Origin of the sequence: Clostridium tetani (genome assembly GCF_900167265.1) — a bacterium.
Lineage (GTDB): Bacteria > Bacillota > Clostridia > Clostridiales > Clostridiaceae > Clostridium_G > Clostridium_G tetani.
Genome location: NZ_FUWT01000003.1, coordinates 156,337 through 180,531 on the forward strand (window position 1 = coordinate 156,337; position 24,195 = coordinate 180,531).

A 24,195-nucleotide genomic window follows, 5' to 3' on the forward strand; every position below is an offset into this window, starting at 1 on the left:
ACAAAATTTTTATTTTATAAATAATGAAAAACTAACAGTAAATAATGAATAATTAAGTGTTCATTAAATAAAACCTGGATATTTCCATAAAGTAATTAAAATGATATAATTAAGTTTAATATGTAATTTTAAAATAAAAAAGAGAGGTTGTGATTATTTTGAAAAGAGTTGCTGCTTTTTTTGATATAGACGGGACTTTATATAGGGAAGGTCTAATAACAGAAGTGTTTAAAAAAATGATAAAGTATGAAATAATACATCCTAAAAGATGGTATAATGAGGTAAGACCAGAATACTTAAAATGGGATAATAGAACAGGGGATTATGATGATTATTTATTGAAAATGGCAAAGATATATATTGAGGCTATAAAAGGTCTTCATAAATATCAAGTAGAATTTATAGCAAAAAATGTAGTAGAACAAAAGGGAGATAGAGTATACACTTATACAAGAAATAGAATAAAATGGCATAAGGAGCAAGGACACTTAATAGTTACTGTATCAGGAAGTCCAATAGAATTAGTTAAAGAGATGAGTTTAAAACATGGATTTGATGATTTTAGAGGAAGTATATATGAATTAGATAATAATGAAATTTACACAGGTGAAGTTAAACCCATGTGGGATAGTAGAAATAAAAAAATGGCTATAGCAGAACTTATAGAAAAATATAATGTAGATATAAATAAAAGCTATGCTTATGGAGATACAACAGGGGATTTATCAATGTTTCAAATGATGAAATATCCTATTTGTGTAAATCCTACAAGAGAACTTTTAACTAAAATCTCAAAAGATGAAGAAGTTAAGGAAAAAATAAGCATAATAGTTGAAAGAAAAGATGTGATATATAATTTAAAACCTGATAATATAGATATTTTAGAGGTATAAATATATGGAAAGAGATGGTACTTTTGATTATTAAAGAAAATAGTAACACTGTAGGAGAAATATTTGAAAAGCATTCATTAAAAAATGGAAAAGTCGATATATATGAGGATGCAATATATTTTGATTTAGAGCATTATATTTATAAAAAACCAATATGTATAGGTGTATTTGGATGTGGTTTTTATGATAAAGAAAGTAAAAAATTAAAAACAACTCAGTATATGATAGAAAATAAAAGGGATGCTAAGGATATATTAAATTACGCTAAAGAATATTTTAATAATATGAAAAGTTTAGGTAAAAAATATATTGTTACCTTTTCAGGAAATAATGATTTTACTGTAATAAATTATCTTTTTGAAAAGTATAATATAGATTTTAAAATAAAGGAAACCTTTCAACATGTAGATTTACAAAGAGAGTATGAGAAAGTAAAGGGAGCTAGTATAGGGCTTAAAGATTTGGAAAAAGAATTTAATATTGAAAGACAGAGTGAAGTTATAAGTGGTCAAAATTTGGCAAAAACCTTTGGTAAGGTTATGAAGGATAGGGACTATATAGATAGAATGCCATCAGATAAAAAAAATAGAATTCTTCTTTATAATGAGCAGGATGTAGTGAGTCTTTTCTATATTATTACTAATTGGTTTAGAGTAATAAAGGAAAAATAGAGGCTAAGAAACCTTTATTTTTCTTTGGAAAATAATATATTAACATAGAAAGGAAGAAAAAAATGTTTAGTCCTGTAAAGAATAAGAAAATATATGAAGAAGTTATAGAACAAATTAAAGATATGATATATAAAGGAATACTAAAAAAAGGAGATAAACTTCCTTCAGAAAGAGATATGGTAGAGAAATTACAGGTTAGTAGAACATCTGTAAGAGAAGCTTTAAGATCTTTAGAAATTGTTGGTCTTATTGAAAGTAGGCAAGGAGAAGGAAATTTCATAAAAGAGGATTTTGAGGATGGACTTATAGAACCGCTTTCAGTAATGTTTATGCTTCAGGATAGCAAATCAGAAGAAATTTTAGAGCTAAGAAAGATTATAGAAGTAGGAACAATTAAGCTAGCTGCAGAACGGATAACAGAAAGTGAGTTAGAGAAGTTAAATGAGCTTAAAGAAAAGTTAAAAACTCCTAATAAAGAAGAAAATTTAGCAGAAATAGATAGAGAATTTCACTATAAAATAGCAGCTGCTTCTAAAAACTTTTTATTATTAGGAGTATTAAATGCAATTTCAGCGCTAATGGAGTCTTACATAAAAGATGCTAGAAAAAGTATTTTAGAAGAAGAAGGAAATAGACAAGAACTTATAACACAGCATGAAAATATTTTTGAAGCATTAAATAATAATAGTGAGGATGAAGCTGTAGAAGCTATGACAAAGCATTTGGACTTTGCAAATAAATACATGATAAATAGATAATATTAATTAGAAGATGTCTTTTAAAAAAGACATCTTTTTTATTTTAAAATATATAGCAATGTTCTAAAAATTGTGATAATATATATTTAACTGGTACTATGGTATGACCAGTAACATTAAATAAGGAGAGGTAATATGAATAGTTATTTGTTATTTTTTATTGCCATGATACCTATTGTCTGTTTGATGGTTGCCTTAGGAGTTTTTAAAATCTCTGCCCATAAAGCTTGTCCTGCGGTTTTGGTTATAACTTTTGTTTTGGCAATGCTATTTTGGAAAATGAGATTTATAGATGCTTTTACTGCAATTTTAGAAGGGGGAGCTTTAGGATTATGGCCCATAATGTTGGTCATAATATCTGCAGTATTTATTTACAACGTATCCATAAAGACAGGGAGTATGGAAACCATAAAAAACATGATAACTGGTATTACTAATGATAAGCGCATATTAGTACTTATATTAGCTTGGGGTTTTGGGGGATTTCTAGAAGCAATTGCAGGCTTTGGAACAGCAGTTGCAATACCTGCAAGCATTATGGCAGCTTTGGGTTTTGATCCAGTTTTCGCGGCTATTATTTGTCTAATTGCCAATACTACACCTACAGCTTTTGGAGCTATAGGAATACCTATTACAACTTTAGCAAAAATAACAGGACTAGATGTTAATATCTTAAGCTATGCTGTTGGTCTACAATTATCAGGACTAATAGTAATAGTACCTATACTTTTAGTTATGCTTGCTGGAAGAAGTGTAAAAGCTATAAAAGGAGTTTTTGGAATATCCATTATGTCTGGACTAGCCTTTGCAATACCAGAAGTACTACTAGCTAAATACATGGGTGCAGAATTACCTGCAATTGTAGGTAGTCTCTGTAGCATGATCGTTACAATTCTTATTGCAAAAACATTCTATAAAGACACAGCGATAAAAGAAAATAAGATTCCTATGGAAGATATTCTACTATCATGGCTGTCCTTTATATTGGTTTTTGTATTCATATTATTTTCAAGTTCATTATTCCCTACAATTAATAAACTACTCTCATCTGTAAGTACATCTTTAAATATATATACAGGACAAGATGCGGAACCATATACTTTTCTTTGGATAGCAACACCAGGAACACTTATTATAATTGCAACATTTATTGGAGGAGTGATTCAAGGAGCTAAAGTTAAAGAGATATTTGATATTTTAGTAGGTACCTTTAAACAAATGAAAAATTCCTTTATAACTATTTTATCCATAGTGGCATTAGCCAAAGTTATGGGATACAGTGGAATGATAAAATCAATAGCTGTAGTTTTAGTATTAATTACAGGAGACTTTTATCCATTATTTGCACCATTGATTGGAGCTTTAGGCACCTTTGTAACAGGAAGTGATACTTCAGCCAATGTATTATTTGGAGGATTACAAGTAGAAGTTGCAAATAGTCTTAACTTGAATCCTTATTGGCTAGCAGCGGCAAATACAGGAGGTGCAACAGCTGGTAAAATGATATCGCCTCAAAGTATTGCAGTGGCAACAGCAGCAACTGGATTAGAAGGTACTGAAGGATATATTTTAAAAGCTACACTAAAATTTTGTATATTTTACGTAGTAATTTTAGGACTAATATCTTATTTAGGAGGATCATTATTTAATATTTAAATGTAATAAAGAATATTAATTTAAATCTAAAAAATAGGGGGTATTAATATGAGAATATTGGTATGTATTAAACAAGTACCTGGAACTTCTAAAGTGGAAGTAGATGAAAAGACAGGAGTATTAAAAAGAGATGGAATAGATTCTAAAATGAATCCATACGATTTATATGCTCTTGAAACTGCACTTAAATTAAAAGAAGATTTTGGAGGAGAAGTAAAAGTTGTAACTATGGGACCTCCGCAAGCAAAAGAAATAATAAGTGAAGCTTATGCTATGGGAGCAGATGATGGAATCATTATATCTGACAGAAGATTCGCAGGAGCTGACGTATTAGCAACTTCATATGCAATATATCAAGGAATTAAACAAGTAGGAGATTTTGATCTTATAATATGTGGAAAACAAACAACTGATGGAGATACTGCTCAAGTAGGACCTGAAGTAGCTGAATATTTGGATATTGCACATATAGCAAATGTTTTGAAAATAGAAGAGGTAGGAGAAGATGGCTTAGTAGTAGAGATGGACATGCCGGAATCAGTAGAATTAGCTGAAGTGAAGTTTCCATGTTTAATAACTGTAGAAAAAGATATTTTTCAACCAAGACTTCCCTCTTATAAAAGAAAGAAATCAACTGAACAAAAAGAAATAAAAATGCTTAGTCTAGACAACTTTGATGATAAAGATGAACATAAATATGGTTTAAATGGTTCACCAACACAAGTAGAAAAAATATTCCCACCACCAGTAAATGATCACAAAGAAATGTGGGAAGGCAATGGAATAGAATTAGGCGATAGAGTTTTTCAAGAATTAAAGAAATTAAAATATGTTTAAATAAAGGATTTTTGGAGGGAGATTTATGGGAAAATTATATATAAATCAAGATAAATTAAATGAAAAAAATATAGAAGAGTTAGTAAAGATATGTCCTTTTAATGCCATAGAAGAAGCAGATGGAAAATTATCAATAAATGCAGGCTGCAAAATGTGTAAATTATGCGTAAAAAAAGGACCTAAAGGGGTTATTGAATTTATAGAAGAAACTGTTGAAAAAATAGATAAGAGTAAGTGGAACGGTATAGCTGTTTATGTAGATCATACAGAGGGAAGAATACATCCTGTAACTTATGAACTTATAGGCAAAGCAAAAGAACTTGCAGGCAAAATAAATCATCCAGTATATGCAGTATTTATAGGAAGTAGCATAGAAGATAAAGCAGAAGAATTACTTCACTATGGTGTTGATAAGGTTTTTGTATATGATGAAAAAGAACTTGAAGATTTTAGAATAGAACCTTATACAGCAGCTTTTGAAGATTTTATAAACAAAGTAAAACCATGTTCTATTTTAGTAGGAGCTACTACTGTAGGAAGATCACTTGCACCAAGAGTTGCAGCAAGATTTAGAACAGGGCTGACAGCAGATTGTACTGTTTTAGATATGAAAGAAAATACTGACTTAGTTCAGATAAGACCAGCATTTGGTGGAAATATAATGGCACAAATAATTACTCCCAATCAAAGACCACAATTCTGTACTGTAAGATATAAGATAATGACTACAGCAGAAAGACAAGAAGAAAAAAGTGGAGAAATTATAAGAGGTAAAGTAGATAGTGAAAAACTTAAATCCAATATAAAAGTATTAAATACAGTAAAGAAAGAAAAAGAAGAAGATATATCTGAAGCAGATGTTATAGTTGTAGCTGGAAGAGGAATAAAATCTGAAAAAGATATGGAAATGATTAATGAATTAGCTAACTGTTTAGATGCACAAGTTGCAGCGACAAGACCATTAATTGAAGCAGGATGGATTGGACCTAAAAAACAAATAGGATTAAGTGGAAGAACTGTAAAACCTAAATTAATAATAACTTGTGGAGTATCAGGTGCAGTACAATTTATAGCTGGTATGAATAATTCAGATCATATTTTTGCTATAAATGAAGATCCTAATGCAGATATTTTTAATGTAGCTCACTACGCCATAGTAGGGGATATATATCAAGTAATACCTCAAATAATTAGCGATATAAAAAATCATAAGAAAATAGTATAAATTTAGGAGGTTTATTTTATGAAAGTAAATGAAGCTTATAAGACAATAGATAAAAAGGATATAGAATATTTCATTTCAATTCTAGGGAAAAATAGGGTTTTAGTAGGAGATGAAATCAGTGAAGACTTTAGCCATGACGAATTAGGTGGAATAGAAAAAATGCCAGATGTATTAGTAGAAGCTAATACAACAGAGGAAATATCAAAAATAATGAAATATGCCTATGAAAATAATATACCAGTAGTACCAAGAGGATCAGGTACAGGACTAGTAGGGGCATCTGTTCCAATCTACGGTGGAATAATGATAAATTTAACTAAAATGAATAAAATATTAGAATTAGACGAAGAAAATTTAACTTTAACTGTGGAACCAGGCGTATTATTAATGGAAATAGCTGATTATGTAGAAGATAAAGATTTCTTCTATCCACCAGACCCAGGTGAAAAGTCTGCTACTATAGGGGGGAACATTAATACTAATGCAGGAGGAATGAGAGCTGTAAAATATGGTGTAACAAGAGACTATGTAAGGGGATTAGAAGTAGTTTTAGCAGATGGAACTATTATGGAACTTGGGGGTAAAGTTGTAAAAAATAGTTCAGGATACAGTTTGAAAGATTTTGTATGTGGTTCAGAAGGAACTTTAGCTATAGTTACAAAAGCTATATTAAAATTACTTCCACTTCCTAAACAATCCATAAGTCTTTTAATACCTTTTAAAGATTTGGACAAAGCTATAGAAACAGTACCTAGAATTATAAAATCAAAATCCATACCAACTTCTATAGAATTTATGGAAAGAGATGTTATATTAGCTTCAGAAGAGTTTTTAGGTAAAAAGTTTCCGGACAATTCATCAGATGCATACTTAATATTAACTTTTGATGGAAATAGCAAAGAAGAAATAGAAAAGTATTATGATAATGTAGCAAAAATAGCTATAGAAAACGGAGCATTGGATGTTTTAATTGCAGATACTGATGAAAGAAAAGAATCTATATGGAATGCAAGAGGAGCATTTTTGGAAGCTATAAAAGCATCCACTACTGAAATGGATGAATGTGACGTATGTGTACCACGAAATAAAGTTGCAGAATTTATAAAGTACACTTATGAATTACAAAATAAATTTGGCATCAAAATTAAAAACTTTGGACATGCGGGAGATGGAAATCTTCATGTATATGTATTGAGAGATGATTTAAATGAAGAACAGTGGAAAAAGAAATTAAATGATGTATTTAAGTGTATGTATGATAAAGCTCACGAATTAGAGGGTACTGTATCAGGTGAACATGGTATAGGATATGCTAAAAAAGAATACTTATTTGAATCAATAGGAGATGAACAAAAAGAACTTATGAAGAGAATTAAATTGGCCTTTGATCCTAAGAATATTTTGAATCCAGGTAAACTCTGCCAATAGATAAAATAAAGTCTGCCACAATTGTGGCAGACTTTATTTTATCTATTGATTTATTTCATTTTTTAATTTTTCTATACCTATTTTAACTCTTTTTAAAGTTTCTTCTTTACCTAATATTTCAGCTATTTCAAAGGCTCCACCAGGAGTGAACTTCTTTCCAGATACAGCAGTTCTAATAGGCCATAAAACTATACCATTTTTAACTTCTAATTCTTTAATTAATTCCATTATTGAATCATGAATAGTTTCAGTGTTCCAGTTATCTATAGATTCTAAAACAGGAAGAGCTTTTTCCAAGCTTTCTAAAGAGTTTTCAAAATTAGTTTTCATTTTTTTATGAACATATAAGTCACAAGAGTATTCTGGTAACTCATCAAAAAAGTCTACTTGTTCTGGAATTTCTGATAAAAGTTCTGTTCTAGTGTGAAGTAGTTCACTTATTTTTAAAAGATCAAAATCCTTAGTAATAACTCCTTTGTAATATGGAAGAGCTAATTTATGGAATTCTTCTAAAGAGAACATTCTTATATATTCACCATTCATCCATTTAAGTTTCTTATTATCAAAGATTGCAGGTGCTTTGTTTATACTTTTATAGTCAAACTTTCCAATTAAATCTTCTAAAGAGAATATTTCTTCAGTAGTACCAGGATTCCATCCAAGTAATGCTATGTAATTCAATATAGCATCTTTTAGATATCCTTTTTCTAAAAGATCCTGAAAAGAAGCATCTCCGTTTCTTTTACTTAATTTACTATGAGAATCCTTCATTATTGGAGGACAGTGAATATATTTAGGAACGTCCCATCCAAAAGCATCGTAGAGCCTATTATATTTTGGAGAAGAAGATAAATATTCAGAACCTCTTACAACATGAGTTATTCCCATAAGATGATCATCCACAACATTAGCAAAATTGTATGTTGGGAATCCATCCGATTTTATTAAAACCATATCATCTAATTCAGAATTGTCTACAGTTATTTTACCAAAAATCTCATCTTCAAAGTAAGTAGTTCCTTTATTAGGATTATTTTGTCTTATAACAAAAGGAATACCTGCTTTTAAATTTTCTTCAATTTCTTCTTTTGATAAATGAGAACAATGTTTATCATATTTGTGTGGTCTACCTAAAGATTCTGAGTTTTCTCTTAGCATATCAAGTCTTTCTTTTGTGCAAAAACAGTAATAAGCTTCACCTTTATCAATTAGTTTTTGTGCATATTCTGTATAAATATGTTTTCTTTCACTTTGAACATAGGGACCTACTGGACCGCCAATATCAGGACCTTCATCATGGTGAATTCCTGTCATTTTTAAAGTGTTATAGATAATATCTAAAGCACCCTCTACTTGTCTTTCTTGATCTGTATCTTCAATTCTTAGTAAAAAATCTCCATTTTCATGTTTAGCTATTAAATAAGCGTAAAGAGCTGTTCTCAAGTTTCCAACGTGCATATAACCAGTTGGGCTTGGAGCAAATCTTGTTCTTATTTTGTTTCCATTCATAAAATTCAACTCCTTATAAATTAATAATTTTAATTTCTTAATAGTTATTAGATAAAATAAAAACCTCTCATCCGCTGGGAAGGGACGAAAGGCAATGAGCATTATATAGATATATGATATAACACTAACATTTCAATGTCAAGATTATGGAAAAATTAATTTTTCAATATTGAGAAATGAAAAGTTTACTTTAAATACTAGTATTTTCAATAACTTCTTTTATTTTAGATATAAGAGTGTCTTTATCAATATTATCTACATCATTTAAAGAGTGTAATAGGTTTATCACATTTTCTTTTATCATGCTTTTTTCTTCGTTTTCTTGACCAGGAATAAAACTATCACCAGATTTCATTATAAAAGAATTGTATTTTTTAGAGTCCAATAGCTCTTTAAAGCTAAGCTGGCTTTCAGGATCACCATGAACTAGCAGTATAGCTTTAGGTCTTCTATCCATTGCTTGAATCCATTTAAAGAGTCCATTCTTATCAGCATGTCCTGATAAGCCTTGTAAATTATAAATTTTAGCATTTATAGCTATTTCTTCTCCAAATATCTTTACTCTCTTAGCACCATCTAGTATTTTTCGTCCCAAAGTTCCCTCTGCTTGATATCCAACAAATACAATAGAAGACTCTTTTCTCCATAAATTATGTTTAAGATGATGTTTAATTCTACCCGCTTCGCACATTCCACTGGCAGATATAATTATAGCACCATTTTTGATTTTATTGATTTGCACAGATTCCTCAGGAGATTTTGTGAATTTTAAACCTTCGAAATCCAAAGGATTATCACCAGATATTAATAAGTTACATGCTTCTTTGTCATAATATTTAGTGAACTTTCTAAACACTTCTGTTGATTCATAAGCAAGTGGGCTATCCACATAGACTTTTATATCTTTTAATAAATTATTTTCTACATATTTATTAAGTGCATAAACAACTTCTTGAGTCCTTCCCACAGCAAAAGACGGAATGACTACATTACCTCCTCTTTGAAAGGTCATTTTTATTATATCTACCAATTCTCTTAAATCTGTATCTAAGTTTTCATGGAGTCTATCTCCATAGGTAGTTTCCAATATTAAATAATCAGCTTCTTCTATTATTGAAGGATCTTTTATTATTGGTTTACCCTTATTACCTAGGTCTCCAGAATAGACAAGCTTTGTATCTTTTTCATTTTCATTTATTAATAGTTCAACTATGGCTGATCCTAATAAATGTCCAGCATCCCTAAATCTAATTTTTAATCCATCAAATAATTCAATCCATTGATTATATGGATAACCATCAAATAAGTATAAAGATAGTTCTGCGATTTTTGATGTATATAAAGCCTCAACAGGTTGTTGCCCTAATCTCATTCTTTTTCTATTAGTCCATTCAGTTTCCATTTCTTGAATATGTCCGCTATCTAAAAGCATTATAGAAGAAAGATCTTTTGTACCCTCTGTGCATATAACTCTTCCCTTAAATCCTTTTTTATACAAAAGAGGAATTCTTCCACTATGATCTATATGAGCGTGAGATAATATAACATAGTCTATTTCTTTAGGGTTAAAATTAAATGTTTCATTGCCACGTTCTTTTTCATCTTTACCTTGATAAAGACCACAATCTAATAGGATTTTTTTATCTTTAATCTTCACAAGATGACAAGAACCAGTTACACAGCTTGCAGCACCAAAGAATTCTATTTTCATAATTACCCCTCCAAGTTCTAAAAATAAGAATATATTTAAATTATATCACTTTTATTATATAGATATCATTTGCTTTTATATAATTACATATCTTATAATCTATACATATATTATAGCATATATAAGAATTAAGATTGTATAATTAAGATTTGGGGGGAAGAGAGTGAAAGATGTAAAGAAAGCTCATTTTTTAGCAATTATTTTAATGATTTTATGGGGTATGTCTTATTTAAGTATAAAAGTAGTAGTTCATGAAATACATCCTGTTTTATCTGCTTTTTATAGATTTTTAATAGCAGCTATTATACTATTTATATATCTAAAAGTTAGATATCCAGAAGAGAAAGTTTTAAAAGAAGATAAAATTAAAATGGCTTTAGGCGGTTTTTTTGGAGTAGCCATGTATTTTTTATTTGAAAATTATGCAGTGTATTTTACAACTGCTTCTAATGTAGCAATAATAATATCATCTATACCTATATTTACGTTAATTTCTCAGAGAATTATCTTTAAAGAAAAAATAAATGTGGTAAAAGCTATAGGAGCCTCTCTTAGTATAATAGGTATAGGTATAATATTATTATCAAAGGGAAAAGTAAGTTTATTTTCTAAAGGAACTATTGGTGATTTAATGGGAATAGGAGCCGCTCTTTGTTGGGTGGCATATACTGTAGTTATTAGTAAACTTAAAGGAAATTATAGAAGTATAGTAATTACAACATACCAAACTATTTGGGGATGTATTTTTTTAAGCCCAAGTATATTTATTTTTCAACATAGTATTATGCCTTCGACAAAAGCAATAGCTAATTTGTTGTATCTGTCATTCTTCTGTACTTGTATTGGATATGCTATATATATTTATTGTCAAAATAAATTAGGTGCTACAGTTATAACTACCTATATAAATCTCCAGCCTATAGTAAGTATAATAAGTGCTAAAATTTTATTAAATGAAAATATAAATTCAAAACAAATACTTGGAAGTGCTATAATTATTATAGGTTTATTTCTAGCTAGTAAAAGTGAAAAAATAAATAAACAAATTATAGAAGCATTAAAAGGATAAATAAAAAAACGTCTCAAAAATGAGACGTTTTTATTATATATATCTATTTCTTTTATTTCTTCTAGTTCTTTTATTTAAAAATCCTATAATAGAAATTATAACTACAAATAACACTATTATTATAGCTAATGCAGATAAATATATTAATATATTTTCCTTAAATATTGTACCTTTAGATATATTAGAATATACCTTATACTCTTTTAAAGCTTCTCTTTCTTTAATAGTAAGTTTTCCTACACTATCTGATTTAGCTAACTTCCAAGGATTTTCAGTATTTAAAGATACAGATTCTTTAAACTCATTTTTATTTATAACATTGTTATAATATGCAACATCTTCTTTTACAATTAAAGGTACATCTATAGTTTTAACAGGCCCCATAAATAGTAAAGGTTTATAGGACACAGTCTTTGTGCCAACAACAGAGTCTTTATTATGTAAAATAGTTTTTTCAGCTTTATAACTCCAGTCTATTATTTTTTCCATGTCATTAAATACAAAGGAGTCATTAGCATCATATACAGAGTTCAAAACAACACCTAGTATTTTTCTTCCATCTCTATCGAATATAGCCACTAAACATCTACCAGCAGCGGAGGTATATCCAGTTTTGCCTCCAACACATCCTTTACTTCCAACTAATTTATTTCTATTTTCAATTAAAAAAGTTGTTCCTTTAGAAGTACTTACAGAGCTATTTTTTTTAGCCATAGTTTCACTAACCCATGGATTTTTATAAGCAGCTCTACCTAATATACTTAAATCATAGGAAGTAGTGTAGTGATCCTTATGATGAAGTCCATTTGGATTTACAAAGTTAGAATTTTTTAAGTTTAAACTCTTAGCTTTTTCATTCATAAGCTTGGCAAAGCCTTCACGATTTCCACCAATATTATCTCCAATTAAATAAGCTACATCATTACCAGAATATAAAAGTAATCCATCCATTGCATCGCTGGCTTTCATAGTTTCTCCTACGGAAATAGCATGAAGGTTCTTGTTTAAAGAGTATTCAGGTTGATCTTTTGCATCCTTTGTATATGTAAGATCATCATCTTTATTTTTATTTTCAGCCAACAATAAGGAAGTTATAAGCTTAGTTGTACTAGCTGGATACATTTTATCATCAGGAGATTTGGCATATATGATTTCTCCAGTATCCATATCTAGTGTTATCGCAGATTTACCATATATATTAGGTTGAGTATTTGTATTAGCAGCGTATACACCGCTAGTTGAAGAAAAAATCATGAAAGTTGCTAATAATGAAGAAATAAATTTCTTTTTCATTTTCCATCTCCCCAGTTTCTAATAATCTATTTGCAAAATAATTTACACTTCATGAGTATATCATGTAAAATAGGATTTTACAAATATTAAATAATGTCTATAATTAGAGATATAATAAATTTATAAGGTGATGATTTTATGATTAACGATATAAAAAAGATATTTGAGAATAGAGAAAATGGAATCTTAGGAAATCATGAAAGAAGTGCTGTAGTTCTATTTTTATGTGAAGACAGCAAAGGAGAGTTGTATATAATTTTTGAAGTGAGGGCATTACATTTAGATCACCAACCTGGGGATATATCTTTACCAGGGGGGAAAATAGAAAAAAATGAAAGTCCACAACAAGCAGCCACTAGAGAAAGCTTAGAAGAATTAAATGTGGACTTAGAGAACATTTCTATAATTGGAGCTATGGATTGTTATGTTACTCCTTACAATAAAATTATTTATCCATTTGTAGGCTTAATTAAGGATATAGATATAAAGCCGAATAAAGATGAAGTAAATCATGTATTTAAAGTGCCATTAAAATTTTTTATGGAAAATGAACCGAAATGTTATGAAGTGAATATAGTTTCTGAGTTTCCAGAAGACTTTCCTTATCATTTAATAATAGGAGGAAAAGATTATAATTTTAGCAAAGGAAATTTAAAACAGTACTTTTATCAATATAATGGCTATGTAATATGGGGATTTACAGCTTTAATTGTAAAAAGTTTTATTGAGGAATTAAAAAGTAAAATTAATAATGAAAATTAATTTTCATTATTAATATTTATTTAATTTTCTGAAAATGTATTTATTTTATTTGCAAAATAATGTATAATATAATTTAAGCAAAAACGTAACATTTAATCAGGGGAAAGGTGGGGGTAATTATGGGGAAATGTCCTTTTTTATCATCCAGAAATGATTATGTAGAATGTTTTGAAGAGTGTCCTATTCATGAATATAAGGATACTTATGGCAACTGTCCTTTTAAAACATTAGAAATGTATAAGTCAGAAATAAAAAATAATTATGATGAAGTCAATCCTGACTGTAAAGGTTTTGATTTTTTAAAAGAATATTATTATGATGTAAATAAATCCTATTTTTAAATATAAATCTCCACATGTTACATGTGGAGATTTATATTTAAAGCTATATTTCATCATAATGTTTGGAGTGTTCATTTATTAAATTTTGCTTTAAATCCCAAAGCTCTGAGGAAAGATCCACATAGTATTTATGGGGATTTTCAAATCTTAGTACTTCATGCCAAAGTTTATTGCTTTCTAGTTCAGCTATTTTTCTAATTTCTGAAACTTCAGGATTTTCATATATAAGTTTTCCATTATCAAAGATTTTTACCATTAAATTCTTAACATAAAAATTTGTTAGTTTTTTCTTTTTCCATGTAAATACTGGATTAAATATAACCAAAGGTTTTTCTTCATCTATTCTTTCATCCTGTAGTGTTATTAAATCTGCAATTGCTTTATTAGTGGCCTTATCAAAAATTCTATATACTTTTTTAAATCCTGGATTTGTTATTTTTTCTTCATTTTCGCTTATTTTTATTTTTGGAATTATTTTGTAATCCTCTTCTACAGCAACTAGTTTATAAACTCCTCCAAACACAGGTTCGGATCTAGCTGTTATAAGTCTTTCACCAACTCCAAAACTATCTATAGGAGCTCCTTGTTTTAAAACAGATCTTATTATGTATTCATCTAATGAATTAGACACAGTTATTTGAACATCTTCATAACCTGCTTCATCTAACATTTCTCTACATTTTTTTGATAAATAAGTTATATCACCACTATCAATTCTTACAGCTTTAGGTCTGTATCCCATAGGCTTTAAAATCTCATTAAAAACCTTAATAGCATTTGGTATTCCAGATTTAAGTACATTATATGTATCCACTAAGAAAACACAGTTGTCTGGATAAACCTCTGCCCAAGCTTTAAAAGCATCATATTCTGTTGGAAATAATTGAACCCAACTATGTGCCATAGTTCCAATGGATGGAACTCCAAACATTTGCTCTGCAATTGTACAAGCGGTTGAATTACAACCACCAATTATTGCTGCACGGGCTCCATATATTGCACCATCATAACCTTGAGCACGTCTAGAGCCAAACTCCATAACAGATCTACCCTCGGCGGCTCTACAAATTCTATTTGCCTTAGTTGCAATTAAAGTTTGATGGTTTATAGATAAAAGTATCATAGTTTCTACAAATTGAGCTTGTATAATAGGACCTTTTACAGTAACTAAAGGTTCATTTGGAAATACTGGAGTTCCTTCTGGTATTGCCCAAACATCACAAGTAAAATTAAAATTTTTTAAGTAATCTAGAAATTCTTCACAAAATATACTCTTGCTTCTAAGGAAATTTATGTCGTCTTCAGAGAATGTTAGATTTGAAAGATATTCTACCAGTTGTTGAAGGCCAGCCATTACACAATATCCTCCACCATCAGGGACTCTTCTAAAATACATATCAAAATAAGCTATTTTGTTTCCTAAATTATTTTTAAGATATCCATTTGCCATAGTAAGTTCATAGAAGTCTGCTAACATAGTTAAATTTCTATTACTTCTTATGTCGAAATTTTTTTTATACTCCATCTATATCCTCCATATTAAGTTTTATTTTTTTTATTTTTGGCAATAATTTTAATGTTAATAATTATTATTTTACCCCCATATATGTTATATTACAAGTTTATTATATTGGAAAGGAGACAGAAGAGCTTGAAAGAAATAAGATTAGACAAATATCAAATGGAAGCTGTAAAAAGCAATCATAGAAACTTAGTAGTGATTGCACCTCCAGGAAGCGGTAAAACTTTTGTTATTATAAATAGAATATTTTATCTAATGAAAGAGAGGGGTGTATGTGGAAAGAATATCTTTGCCATGACCTTTACTAAAAGTGCAGCTAAAGATATGGAGAGAAGATTTTTGATATTAAAAAAAGCTAATAATTATTATTCTATGCATACACCATTTTTTGGAACATTACACAGCTTATTTTATAATATATTAAGAACTTATTGTGGAGTTATAAATATAATTTCGGAAAAAGAAAGTATATTTATAATAGAGAAAGTTTTAAAAAAGTACACTAATAATATAAGAGAAGAATTAGTTAAAGATGTATTAAATAATATATCAAAATATAAAAGTAAACAGCGAATAGATAATCATATAGATGAAAAGTTATTTTATGAATGCTATGATGAATACGAAAGATATAAAAGTTTAAAAAATAAATTAGATTTTGATGATATACAAATAAAATGCAGAGAACTTTTAGTAAACAATAGTGAAATTTTAAATGAATGTAGAAATAAATTTAAGTATTTATTAATAGATGAGTTTCAAGATTGTGATCATATGCAGTTAAGTATATTAAAGATGTTAAATAAAGATAATAGTATTTTTGCAGTGGGAGATGAAGATCAATGCATCTATAGTTTTAGAGGGGCAAAACCAGAAGGTATGGTAGATTTTCCTAGGTATTTTCATCAAGGGGAAAAAATATTTTTAAAAATTAATTATAGAAGTGGAGAAAATATAGTAGAATTATCAAAGAACTTAATTAAAATTAATAAACTAAGAAGCTCTAAAGAAATATTCACTTATAATAAATTTGAAGGAAAAATAAATATAATATATAGTGAAGATGAAAAGGAACAAATAGAGAATATTTTAAAAGAAGTACTTTATAATATAGAGAAAAAAGGGTATAATTTCAAAGACATAGCTATACTTTATAGAAGAAATACAGAGGCACTTATAATTATAGATTATTTCCTAAGAAATAATGTGGAGTTTAATCTTAATCAGAAATATTTTAATATATATAATCATTTCATATGTAATGATATACTAAGCTATATAAAACTTTCATTAGATAATAAAAATAGACATAGTTTTACTAGAATAATAAATAAACCATTTAGATATATAAGTAAAACACATATAGAAAAACTAAAAGGATTTAGAAGAAAGGATAATTGCTTTGATATAATGTGCAATTTAAATATATCATTATTACAAATAAAGACTATTAAAGCTTTAAAAAGAAATATAAATAAAATAAAGAAACTTGATATAGATAAGATTGTAGATTACATAATGAAAGATATAGGATATGAGGAATATATACATAGCTACTCAAAAAAACTAAAAATAGATGAAGAAGAGCTTTTGTATATAGTTTATGTTTTAAAGAAGGCATTAGAAGATTTTACTTCATTAGAGGATTTTATAAGATATATAGAGGAAAGTAAAAATAAAGCTTTAGAAAAAAAGGAAAATGCCATAACTTTGAGTAGTATTCATAGTTCTAAAGGAATGGAATTTAAAAGTGTATTTATAATAAACTGCAATGATGGAAATATACCACATAATAGTAATGTAAATGATTTAGAAGATAAATTTAAATTAGAGGAAGAAAGACGATTGTTTTATGTTGCTTTAACTCGAAGTATTTCTAATTTAAATTTATGCATATGTAGTAATATAAGAGGCAAATATTTACCTTATTCACGATTCTTAAAGGAATGTAATTTAAATTTGAAAGATAGTTATAACACAGATGAAGTAGTATTGCATAAATATTTAGGAGAAGGAAAAATTCGAAAAGTAAAAGAAAATAAGATAATCATAGATTTTAATGGAATATGTAGAATGCTTAAATTAGATGTAATAAATATAAATGGATTAATTCAAAAAGTGACAAAAGATGCTTAAAAGTATCTTTTATTGAATATGTTTAAATTATATTATATAATCTTATTAAGCTCATATTCTAGGAATATGAGCTTTTAAATTGTTTTAAAAGAGGTAGAGTTTGACATGGGAGAAGAAAAAAATGTACAGGATATTATTTTTGCTTTAGACATAGGAACTAGATCTATACTGGGTACAGTAGGAGTAGTTAAGGATAAAAAATTTAATGTAATGGAAGAATTTTATTTAGAGCATAAAGAAAGGGCAATGGTTGATGGACAAATACATGATATAAATCTAGTAGCCCAAAGTGTAAGAGAGATAAAATTAAAATTAGAAGAAAAATTAAATATAAAATTGTCCCAGGTATCTATAGCAGCAGCAGGTAGATTTTTAAAGACCATTACAGTAAAGGAAAAGTTAGAAATAGAAGGTAATAGTGAAATAGATAAAGATTTAATAAGAAGCTTAGAACTAACTGCTATAAAGACAGCAGAAAATGAAGTGAAAAAGGATGAGGGAGAGCTTTATTGTGTTGGTTATAGTGTTATTAATTACTATTTAAATGGATATGTAATTAGTAATTTATTAGGTCATAAAGGAGAAGATATAGCTACGGAAATCATAGCTACATTTTTGCCAAGGTCTGTTGTAGATAGTATATATTCTGTGATGAATAAAGTGGATTTAAAAGTTATTAGTCTAACTTTAGAGCCGATAGCAGCCATAGAGGCAATTATTCCACAAAAATTAAGGTTACTTAATTTAGCTCTTGTAGATATAGGGGCTGGTACTTCAGATATAGCTATTAGTAGTAAAGAAACTATTTCTGCTTATGGAATGGTTTCCTTAGCAGGTGATGAAATAACAGAGGCAATAGCTCAGAATTGTCTTGTAGACTTTAACACGGCAGAGGAAATTAAAAAGAATATAGATAAATGTGAAATAATAAAATATATAGATGTATTAGGTTTAGAAAATGAAATAAGTTCAGAAGAAGTTAAGAATATAATAGATCCTGTTGTTAATAACATATCTGAAGAAATTTCAAAGAAAATTCTAGAATTAAATGGAGGAAAGAATCCTAGTGCTGTGTTTTTAGTAGGAGGGGGAGCTTATACTCCAGGGATAAAAAAATATATAAGTGAAAAACTCAAGTTACCAGAACAAAGAATAGCTGTAAAAGGAAGGGCTTCAATAGAATCCTGTGTATGTAAAGATGAAAGCTTAGATGCTATAGGGGTAACAGTGTTGGGTATTGCATTGGTATCTATAAAAAATTTAGGACATGATTTTATAGATGTTATATTAAATGGCAATATAGTTAGCCTCTTTAGATCTAAGAGGCATACTATTATGGATGTTATGGTACAAGGAGGAATAAATCCTAAATTACTCATAGGGAAAAATGGTAAGAATATAAGATTTAATTTAAATGGAATTTCTAGAGTTGCTTTTGGAACATTAGCTACTAATGCTGAGGTAAAACTAGATGGAAAAATTGCTAACATAGATTCGGAAATAAATGAAGGACAAAATATAGATATAATTTTTGCTAAAGATGGGCAAGACCCATTACCTAAAGTAAAGGATTATATTAAAAAATTATACTCAATTGATTTCTATTTAAATGATATAATCTATACAATACAACCTATGGCACTAATTAACGGAGAAAAATCAAGTGCACAAGAGGAAATAAAAGAAGGAGATAATGTAGATATAATAAATATAGAAACTTTAGGAGAATTTAAAAGGTATATAGATAATGAAAATTTAAACTATAAATATTATCTACAGGGTATAGAATTAGCAGATTCTTATCTCATAAAAGAAGGGGACAGAATATATAAAATAAAAGATGAAAAAATAAATATAAAAGAGCTAGAAAAAAATGATTTGAAAGAAGAATCAATTGTTACAGAAGAAGAAAAGAAAAATACAGTAAGTATAAAAACAGAAGATAGTTCAAATAAAGAAATTAATATAAAGATTAATGGACAAAGTTTCTCTTTAAAAGGTAAAAAACAATATATTTTTGTAGATATATTTAATTATATACAAATGGATTTAACACAAATTCATGGTAAATTAATATTGAAATTAAATGGAGAAGAAGCTTCCTATAATACTAAATTAAAAGATGGAGATATTATAGAAGCAAGATGGGAAAACTAAATAAATTATTATAAGGGATAATAAAAGGAGTGTTTTAATGAAAATAGAAATAGGTGCAAATGAATCTGGTCAGAGAATGGATAAGTTTTTAAGGAAAATGTTAACGGATGTTCCATTAGGTGCTATTTATAAAAGTATAAGAAAAGGCGATGTAAAGATAAATGGTAAAAAGGTAAAAGAAAAATACTCTCTAAATTTGGGTGATATAGTAGAGATTAGAGATATAAAAACAAATGCTGAAAAACACAATGATTTTAAAGCTATTGAAGGAGCAAATGAATTAAAGGTAACCTATGAAGACCAAAATATGATAATAGTTGAAAAAAAACCTGGAGTTTTAGTACATTCAGATAAGAAAAACTCAGATCCTACCTTAACAGATTATGTATTATCATATTTATATGATAAAGGGGACTATGTGCCAGAAGAAGAGATTACTTTTACTCCAGCATCCTGCAATAGATTAGACAGAAACACAGCAGGCATAATTATATTTGGAAAGAATTATGAAAGTTTAAAAGACTTAAATCAGATGATACGAGAGAGGCATGTAGATAAGTATTATCAAGCTTTAGTATGTGGTAAAATAAAAGATGGATTATATAAAGCACATATAGTTAAGGACGAAAAATCCAATAAGTCATATATACATAAAGAACCTAAAAAAAATTCTAAAGAAATTGAGATGGAAGTTAAAACTATACAAACCTGTGGCACATATTCTTTATTAGAAATCCAACTTATAACAGGAAGAAGTCACCAAATAAGAGCACATTTAAGTTCTTTAGGAAATCCTATAGTTGGAGATAAAAAGTATGGCAGCAAAAAATTAAATAGCTTTTTCTATAATAAATATGGTGTTGACTATCAATATCTATATGCTTATAAACTGATTTTTAGAAACTGTACAGATAAATTAAGATACCTAGAAAATAAAACTATAGCAGAAGCTCTACCGCCTATTTTGAAAAAAATAAAAAATGATGTGTTTAAGTTCTAAAAATAAGGAGATATTACTATGAAAGAGCAATCAACTACTAAAGGGTTTGCTATATTATCTTTAGCAGGAATGATGGTAAAAGTATTATCTTTACTATATATACCCTTTTTAAGAGTAATAATAACAGATGAGGGCTATGGAGTTTATGGTGCTGCTTATTCTGTATATGTTTTTATCTTTGTTCTAACTAACTCAGGGATACCGGTGGCTATTTCAAAATTAATATCAGAGCTCACTGCAGTAGGTAATTATAAAGATGCAGTGAAAACATTTAAAATAGCAAGATTTATGCTTCTTATAATAGGAATATTTATGACTGGTTTAATGCTGCTTTTTTCAGCACCTATTTCTAAAGGTATAAATCAAAGGAGGGCGTATCTATCTATAATCGCACTTTCACCAGCAGTACTTTTTACCTCTATAGCTTCGGCGTATAGAGGATATTTTCAGGGTTGGGGAAATATGACTCCTACTGCTATATCTCAAGTTATAGAGCAGGTTGGAAATACTATATTTACCCTCTTATTTGGGATTTTTTTAATTAAATATGGTTTAGAAGCAGGTTGCGCTGGAGCAACTATGGGGACATCCATAGGGGCATTTCTTTCAGCAATATTTTTAATTATTGTTTATGAAAAAAATAAAAAGATAAAAATTCCTAGTAAATTTAAGGAAGTTGAAATAAAAAGACACACTAATAAGGAGATAATTTCAAAAATAGTAAATTATGGAATACCTATAACAGTTTGTGTTGGAATGACTTACGCAGGAGATTTAATTGATTTAAGTAATACCATGGGAAGATTAATAGTGGGAGGAAAATTAGAAGGAGAAGCCTCAAGGTTATACGGGTTCTTAGTAAAGTACAAGCAGTTAATAAATGTGCCAATAGCAATAATAACTTCATTAGCAGTGGCTATACTACCTGCTATATCAAGTGCGGCAGCTATTAATGACAGAGATACTGTAAAATCTAAAATTAGATATGCTTTTAGAATATGCTTTCTAATAGCAATACCATCAGCTGTTGGGCTAGGTATATTAAGTGGAGCTATATTTAATATGCTAAAATTCGGAGATGGTGCTTATTTAATGAAATATGGTTCAATAGTTGTGGTTTTAATGTCTATTATGCAAATACAAACTACTATATTACAGAGTATAGGTAAACTATATACGGCTACACTTTATGCAGTAATAGGTATAGTATGTAAAATAGTAGCTAATTATTTTTTAATAGCAATACCATCTTTAAATATATTAGGAGCTATTTACGGAAGTATTATAGGTTATCTAGTACCAATACTATTAAATCATAGAATGCTTTTAAAATCCTTAAATATAAAGTTCAAACTTTTAGAACAGGCAAAAAAACCAGCTATAGCATCTATCTTTATGGGACTTGTAGTTATTTTATCAAATTTATTTTTGAGTAAGTTTTTTAATTTGCATTTAAAGGGTTATTTTGCTAATACCATAGTAACCATAATTGCTGTAGTGCTAGGAATGTATGCCTATTTATTTGCTATGGTAATTACAGGAGGAATAACTAAGGAAGACTTTAAGGTTTTTCCAAGAAAATTAAATAGATTTATACCTAATTTTATAATGGAGAAAATGAAATAAATAGTTTATGGTCTTTTTAAAAGACCATAAACTATTTACTTTTTTGTCTTAAAATATGATAAACAGGATAGAGGCAAAAACCAACTATCATTATAATAATGTATTTACATAAACTATCCACAAGTAAAGATTTAAGTATATTTAATATAAAGAAAAATAATATTGATAAAAGAGTTATTATAGCTAATTCATTTTTACCCATATTTATAAAGTAATTATTTTTAATAATGTTTAAGTTAAGAGTAAGCTCCGTTATAGATGTAATTATAAAGCTTATACCTACACCATATATATTTATAAATGGGATTCTTACTAATATAAATATTAAAACAATTTCTTCTATAGCTACTATTAAAGAATTTCTTAGAATAACTCCTGGCTTGCCTAAACCATTTAAGATACCATGACTAGTTGCAGATAGATATAAAAAAGGTGCTGAAAGACAAGCAAAAGATATATAGTTTCCTAGGTCATTTCTTTTATAAAATAGATTTCCTAAATTTTGTGGTATAGTTAAACATATTATAGTTGTGGACAATCCCAATAAAAGACTTATTCTTAAAACCTGATTTATTCTATCTTCTACAGCCCAGTAATTTTTATTACTCACAGTTTGGGATAGATCTGGTATTAGTATTGTAGAAATTGAGTGTATTATAACCATAGGAAAAAATATTATATTTAAACTCATTCCCGAGAATTTTCCCATTAAAGACAAAGCAGCATTATAAGTAAACCCAGCAGCTAACAATCTTCTAGGAATTAATATAGTAGAAAGAGTAAAAAGTAGTGTAGTAAGAAATCCAGTTAAACATAAAGGAAAAGACACAGATAATACATTGAATAGAAGTTGAGCTTTGCCTTCATGTCTATATCCAAAGTTAAGTTTTTTCTTATGTATTATATAGGCTATATATAGTAAAAATGTGCTTACAAATTCACCTATTGTTAAAGTAATATATGCTGCTGTTACTGTACTTTCTGTTTTTTTTAAAGAGAATGCAGAAACTATAAGAATTAGAAAAAATATTCTTAATGTTTTTTCAAAAACATCTATAAAAGCAGGTATTTTAACTTTAGATATACCATAAAAATATCCCTTCAATATAGAAGATATAGTTATAAATAACATAGCAGGACAAATTACCTTAATAGAGAGTATAGAACGAGTATCTTTTAATGCATATTTACCTATGAAAGTAGAAGTAAAGAATACAATAACAGCTACAAAAAGTCCCCATAAAATATCGAAGGCTATTGATACATCTATAGTTTTATTTAAATTCTTAAAGTCTCCTTTTGAGAAATATTCCGCAGACACTTTAGATATTGCAGCTATCATTCCTCCAGAAATGAGACATATGAATAAATCATAAATAGGCATTATAAGTCCATAAAGTCCCATACCTTCAGCGCCTAATTTATGAGAAAGTATTATAGAAAATATAAATCCTAAAATACCAGTTATTAAATTGGAAAAAGTTAATATAAAGGAATCTCTAAAAAAGGAATCTTTTTTCATTTTATATACCTCAAAAATTGATAACATTAATATGTATTCAAGAATGTAAGGTAATATTACATGCTAAAACTTAAGTAAA

At 28.2% G+C, this 24,195-nt stretch carries 19 protein-coding genes; 14 read left to right on the plus strand and 5 right to left on the minus strand.

Annotation, left to right across the window (positions count from 1 at the left end):
- The first annotated feature begins 158 nt into the window (after nt 1–158).
- From B5D21_RS02985 to B5D21_RS03015, 7 genes are all read left to right on the plus strand, one after another.
- The gene (locus B5D21_RS02985; protein ID WP_035110142.1) at nt 159–893 is read left to right on the plus strand and encodes an HAD-IB family hydrolase; all 735 of its coding nucleotides are present in this window, start codon (nt 159–161) and stop codon (nt 891–893) included.
- 14 nt (nt 894–907) lie between these two features.
- A complete protein-coding gene (locus B5D21_RS02990) occupies nt 908–1,564 on the plus strand; it encodes a ribonuclease H-like domain-containing protein (RefSeq protein WP_011099221.1) in 657 nt (218 codons plus the stop codon).
- Nucleotides 1,565–1,626: 62 nt separating this feature from the next.
- Nucleotides 1,627–2,322, plus strand: a complete 696-nt coding sequence (locus B5D21_RS02995) for a FadR/GntR family transcriptional regulator (protein WP_011099222.1) — start codon at nt 1,627–1,629, stop codon at nt 2,320–2,322.
- Nucleotides 2,323–2,457: 135 nt separating this feature from the next.
- The gene (locus B5D21_RS03000; RefSeq protein WP_011099223.1) at nt 2,458–3,978 is read left to right on the plus strand and encodes an L-lactate permease; all 1,521 of its coding nucleotides are present in this window, start codon (nt 2,458–2,460) and stop codon (nt 3,976–3,978) included.
- Between the two features lie 48 nt (nt 3,979–4,026).
- Nucleotides 4,027–4,815, plus strand: coding sequence for an electron transfer flavoprotein subunit beta/FixA family protein (locus B5D21_RS03005; RefSeq protein WP_011099224.1), 789 nt, complete (start codon nt 4,027–4,029; stop codon nt 4,813–4,815).
- Nucleotides 4,816–4,840: 25 nt separating this feature from the next.
- Complete coding sequence (locus B5D21_RS03010) at nt 4,841–6,040, plus strand: electron transfer flavoprotein subunit alpha (RefSeq protein ID WP_011099225.1); 1,200 nt, start codon at nt 4,841–4,843, stop codon at nt 6,038–6,040.
- Nucleotides 6,041–6,058: 18 nt separating this feature from the next.
- Complete coding sequence (locus B5D21_RS03015) at nt 6,059–7,468, plus strand: FAD-binding oxidoreductase (RefSeq protein ID WP_011099226.1); 1,410 nt, start codon at nt 6,059–6,061, stop codon at nt 7,466–7,468.
- Between the two features lie 42 nt (nt 7,469–7,510).
- Here the strand turns inward: B5D21_RS03015 and gltX are convergent, their stop codons facing one another.
- Together gltX and B5D21_RS03025 are read right to left on the minus strand one after the other, a co-directional pair.
- Nucleotides 7,511–8,977, minus strand: a complete 1,467-nt coding sequence (gene gltX, locus B5D21_RS03020; protein ID WP_035125348.1) for a glutamate--tRNA ligase — start codon at nt 8,975–8,977, stop codon at nt 7,511–7,513.
- Nucleotides 8,978–9,167: 190 nt separating this feature from the next.
- Nucleotides 9,168–10,688 (minus strand): MBL fold metallo-hydrolase RNA specificity domain-containing protein, encoded by a 1,521-nt coding sequence (locus tag B5D21_RS03025; protein ID WP_011099228.1) that lies wholly within the window; start codon nt 10,686–10,688, stop codon nt 9,168–9,170.
- Nucleotides 10,689–10,851: 163 nt separating this feature from the next.
- Here B5D21_RS03025 and B5D21_RS03030 point away from each other — a divergent pair, with 163 nt between their 5' ends.
- Entirely contained in the window at nt 10,852–11,757 is a 906-nt protein-coding gene (locus B5D21_RS03030; RefSeq protein ID WP_011099229.1) for a DMT family transporter, read from the plus strand.
- Between the two features lie 33 nt (nt 11,758–11,790).
- Here B5D21_RS03030 and B5D21_RS03035 read toward each other — a convergent pair whose 3' ends face one another.
- Nucleotides 11,791–13,050: a D-alanyl-D-alanine carboxypeptidase family protein gene (locus B5D21_RS03035; protein ID WP_011099230.1), complete on the minus strand. Its 1,260-nt coding sequence runs from the start codon at nt 13,048–13,050 to the stop codon at nt 11,791–11,793.
- A gap of 138 nt (nt 13,051–13,188) precedes the next feature.
- Here B5D21_RS03035 and B5D21_RS03040 point away from each other — a divergent pair, with 138 nt between their 5' ends.
- A complete protein-coding gene (locus B5D21_RS03040) occupies nt 13,189–13,812 on the plus strand; it encodes an NUDIX hydrolase (protein ID WP_011099231.1) in 624 nt (207 codons plus the stop codon).
- A gap of 119 nt (nt 13,813–13,931) precedes the next feature.
- Nucleotides 13,932–14,153 carry a hypothetical protein gene (locus tag B5D21_RS03045; RefSeq protein ID WP_035110124.1) on the plus strand — a complete coding sequence of 74 codons (222 nt, stop codon included), beginning with the start codon at nt 13,932–13,934 and terminating at the stop codon, nt 14,151–14,153.
- A gap of 43 nt (nt 14,154–14,196) precedes the next feature.
- Here the strand turns inward: B5D21_RS03045 and B5D21_RS03050 are convergent, their stop codons facing one another.
- Nucleotides 14,197–15,678, minus strand: coding sequence for a nicotinate phosphoribosyltransferase (locus B5D21_RS03050; RefSeq protein WP_011099232.1), 1,482 nt, complete (start codon nt 15,676–15,678; stop codon nt 14,197–14,199).
- A 126-nt stretch (nt 15,679–15,804) separates the two neighbouring features.
- Here B5D21_RS03050 and B5D21_RS03055 point away from each other — a divergent pair, with 126 nt between their 5' ends.
- The 4 genes from B5D21_RS03055 to B5D21_RS03070 all read left to right on the plus strand — a co-directional run bounded on the left by B5D21_RS03055 (nt 15,805) and on the right by B5D21_RS03070 (nt 22,594).
- Nucleotides 15,805–17,811: an ATP-dependent helicase gene (locus tag B5D21_RS03055; RefSeq protein WP_052042387.1), complete on the plus strand. Its 2,007-nt coding sequence runs from the start codon at nt 15,805–15,807 to the stop codon at nt 17,809–17,811.
- A 105-nt stretch (nt 17,812–17,916) separates the two neighbouring features.
- The gene (locus tag B5D21_RS03060) at nt 17,917–19,968 is read left to right on the plus strand and encodes a cell division protein FtsA (RefSeq protein WP_011099234.1); all 2,052 of its coding nucleotides are present in this window, start codon (nt 17,917–17,919) and stop codon (nt 19,966–19,968) included.
- A gap of 37 nt (nt 19,969–20,005) precedes the next feature.
- Complete coding sequence (locus tag B5D21_RS03065; RefSeq protein ID WP_011099235.1) at nt 20,006–20,968, plus strand: RluA family pseudouridine synthase; 963 nt, start codon at nt 20,006–20,008, stop codon at nt 20,966–20,968.
- 18 nt (nt 20,969–20,986) lie between these two features.
- Nucleotides 20,987–22,594, plus strand: coding sequence for a putative polysaccharide biosynthesis protein (locus B5D21_RS03070; protein WP_011099236.1), 1,608 nt, complete (start codon nt 20,987–20,989; stop codon nt 22,592–22,594).
- Nucleotides 22,595–22,625: 31 nt separating this feature from the next.
- On the opposite strand, the gene spoVB is transcribed toward B5D21_RS03070, so the two are convergent.
- Entirely contained in the window at nt 22,626–24,116 is a 1,491-nt protein-coding gene (gene spoVB, locus B5D21_RS03075) for a stage V sporulation protein B (protein ID WP_035125344.1), read from the minus strand.
- Nucleotides 24,117–24,195 lie beyond the last annotated feature (79 nt).

Bases quoted from the DNA above. Each gene is read 5' to 3' on its own strand.
- gltX (WP_035125348.1), bottom strand. From the start codon at position 8,977: ATGAATGGAAACAAAATAAGAACAAGATTTGCTCCAAGCCCAACTGGT.
- B5D21_RS02990 (WP_011099221.1), top strand. From the start codon at position 908: ATGGTACTTTTGATTATTAAAGAAAATAGTAACACTGTAGGAGAAATA.
- B5D21_RS03000 (WP_011099223.1), top strand. From the start codon at position 2,458: ATGAATAGTTATTTGTTATTTTTTATTGCCATGATACCTATTGTCTGT.
- B5D21_RS03015 (WP_011099226.1), top strand. From the start codon at position 6,059: ATGAAAGTAAATGAAGCTTATAAGACAATAGATAAAAAGGATATAGAA.
- B5D21_RS03010 (WP_011099225.1), top strand. From the start codon at position 4,841: ATGGGAAAATTATATATAAATCAAGATAAATTAAATGAAAAAAATATA.
- B5D21_RS03035 (WP_011099230.1), bottom strand. From the start codon at position 13,050: ATGAAAAAGAAATTTATTTCTTCATTATTAGCAACTTTCATGATTTTT.
- B5D21_RS03040 (WP_011099231.1), top strand. From the start codon at position 13,189: ATGATTAACGATATAAAAAAGATATTTGAGAATAGAGAAAATGGAATC.
- B5D21_RS03060 (WP_011099234.1), top strand. From the start codon at position 17,917: ATGGGAGAAGAAAAAAATGTACAGGATATTATTTTTGCTTTAGACATA.
- B5D21_RS03005 (WP_011099224.1), top strand. From the start codon at position 4,027: ATGAGAATATTGGTATGTATTAAACAAGTACCTGGAACTTCTAAAGTG.
- B5D21_RS03065 (WP_011099235.1), top strand. From the start codon at position 20,006: ATGAAAATAGAAATAGGTGCAAATGAATCTGGTCAGAGAATGGATAAG.
- B5D21_RS03070 (WP_011099236.1), top strand. From the start codon at position 20,987: ATGAAAGAGCAATCAACTACTAAAGGGTTTGCTATATTATCTTTAGCA.
- spoVB (WP_035125344.1), bottom strand. From the start codon at position 24,116: ATGAAAAAAGATTCCTTTTTTAGAGATTCCTTTATATTAACTTTTTCC.
- B5D21_RS03025 (WP_011099228.1), bottom strand. From the start codon at position 10,688: ATGAAAATAGAATTCTTTGGTGCTGCAAGCTGTGTAACTGGTTCTTGT.
- B5D21_RS03045 (WP_035110124.1), top strand. From the start codon at position 13,932: ATGGGGAAATGTCCTTTTTTATCATCCAGAAATGATTATGTAGAATGT.
- B5D21_RS02995 (WP_011099222.1), top strand. From the start codon at position 1,627: ATGTTTAGTCCTGTAAAGAATAAGAAAATATATGAAGAAGTTATAGAA.
- B5D21_RS03050 (WP_011099232.1), bottom strand. From the start codon at position 15,678: ATGGAGTATAAAAAAAATTTCGACATAAGAAGTAATAGAAATTTAACT.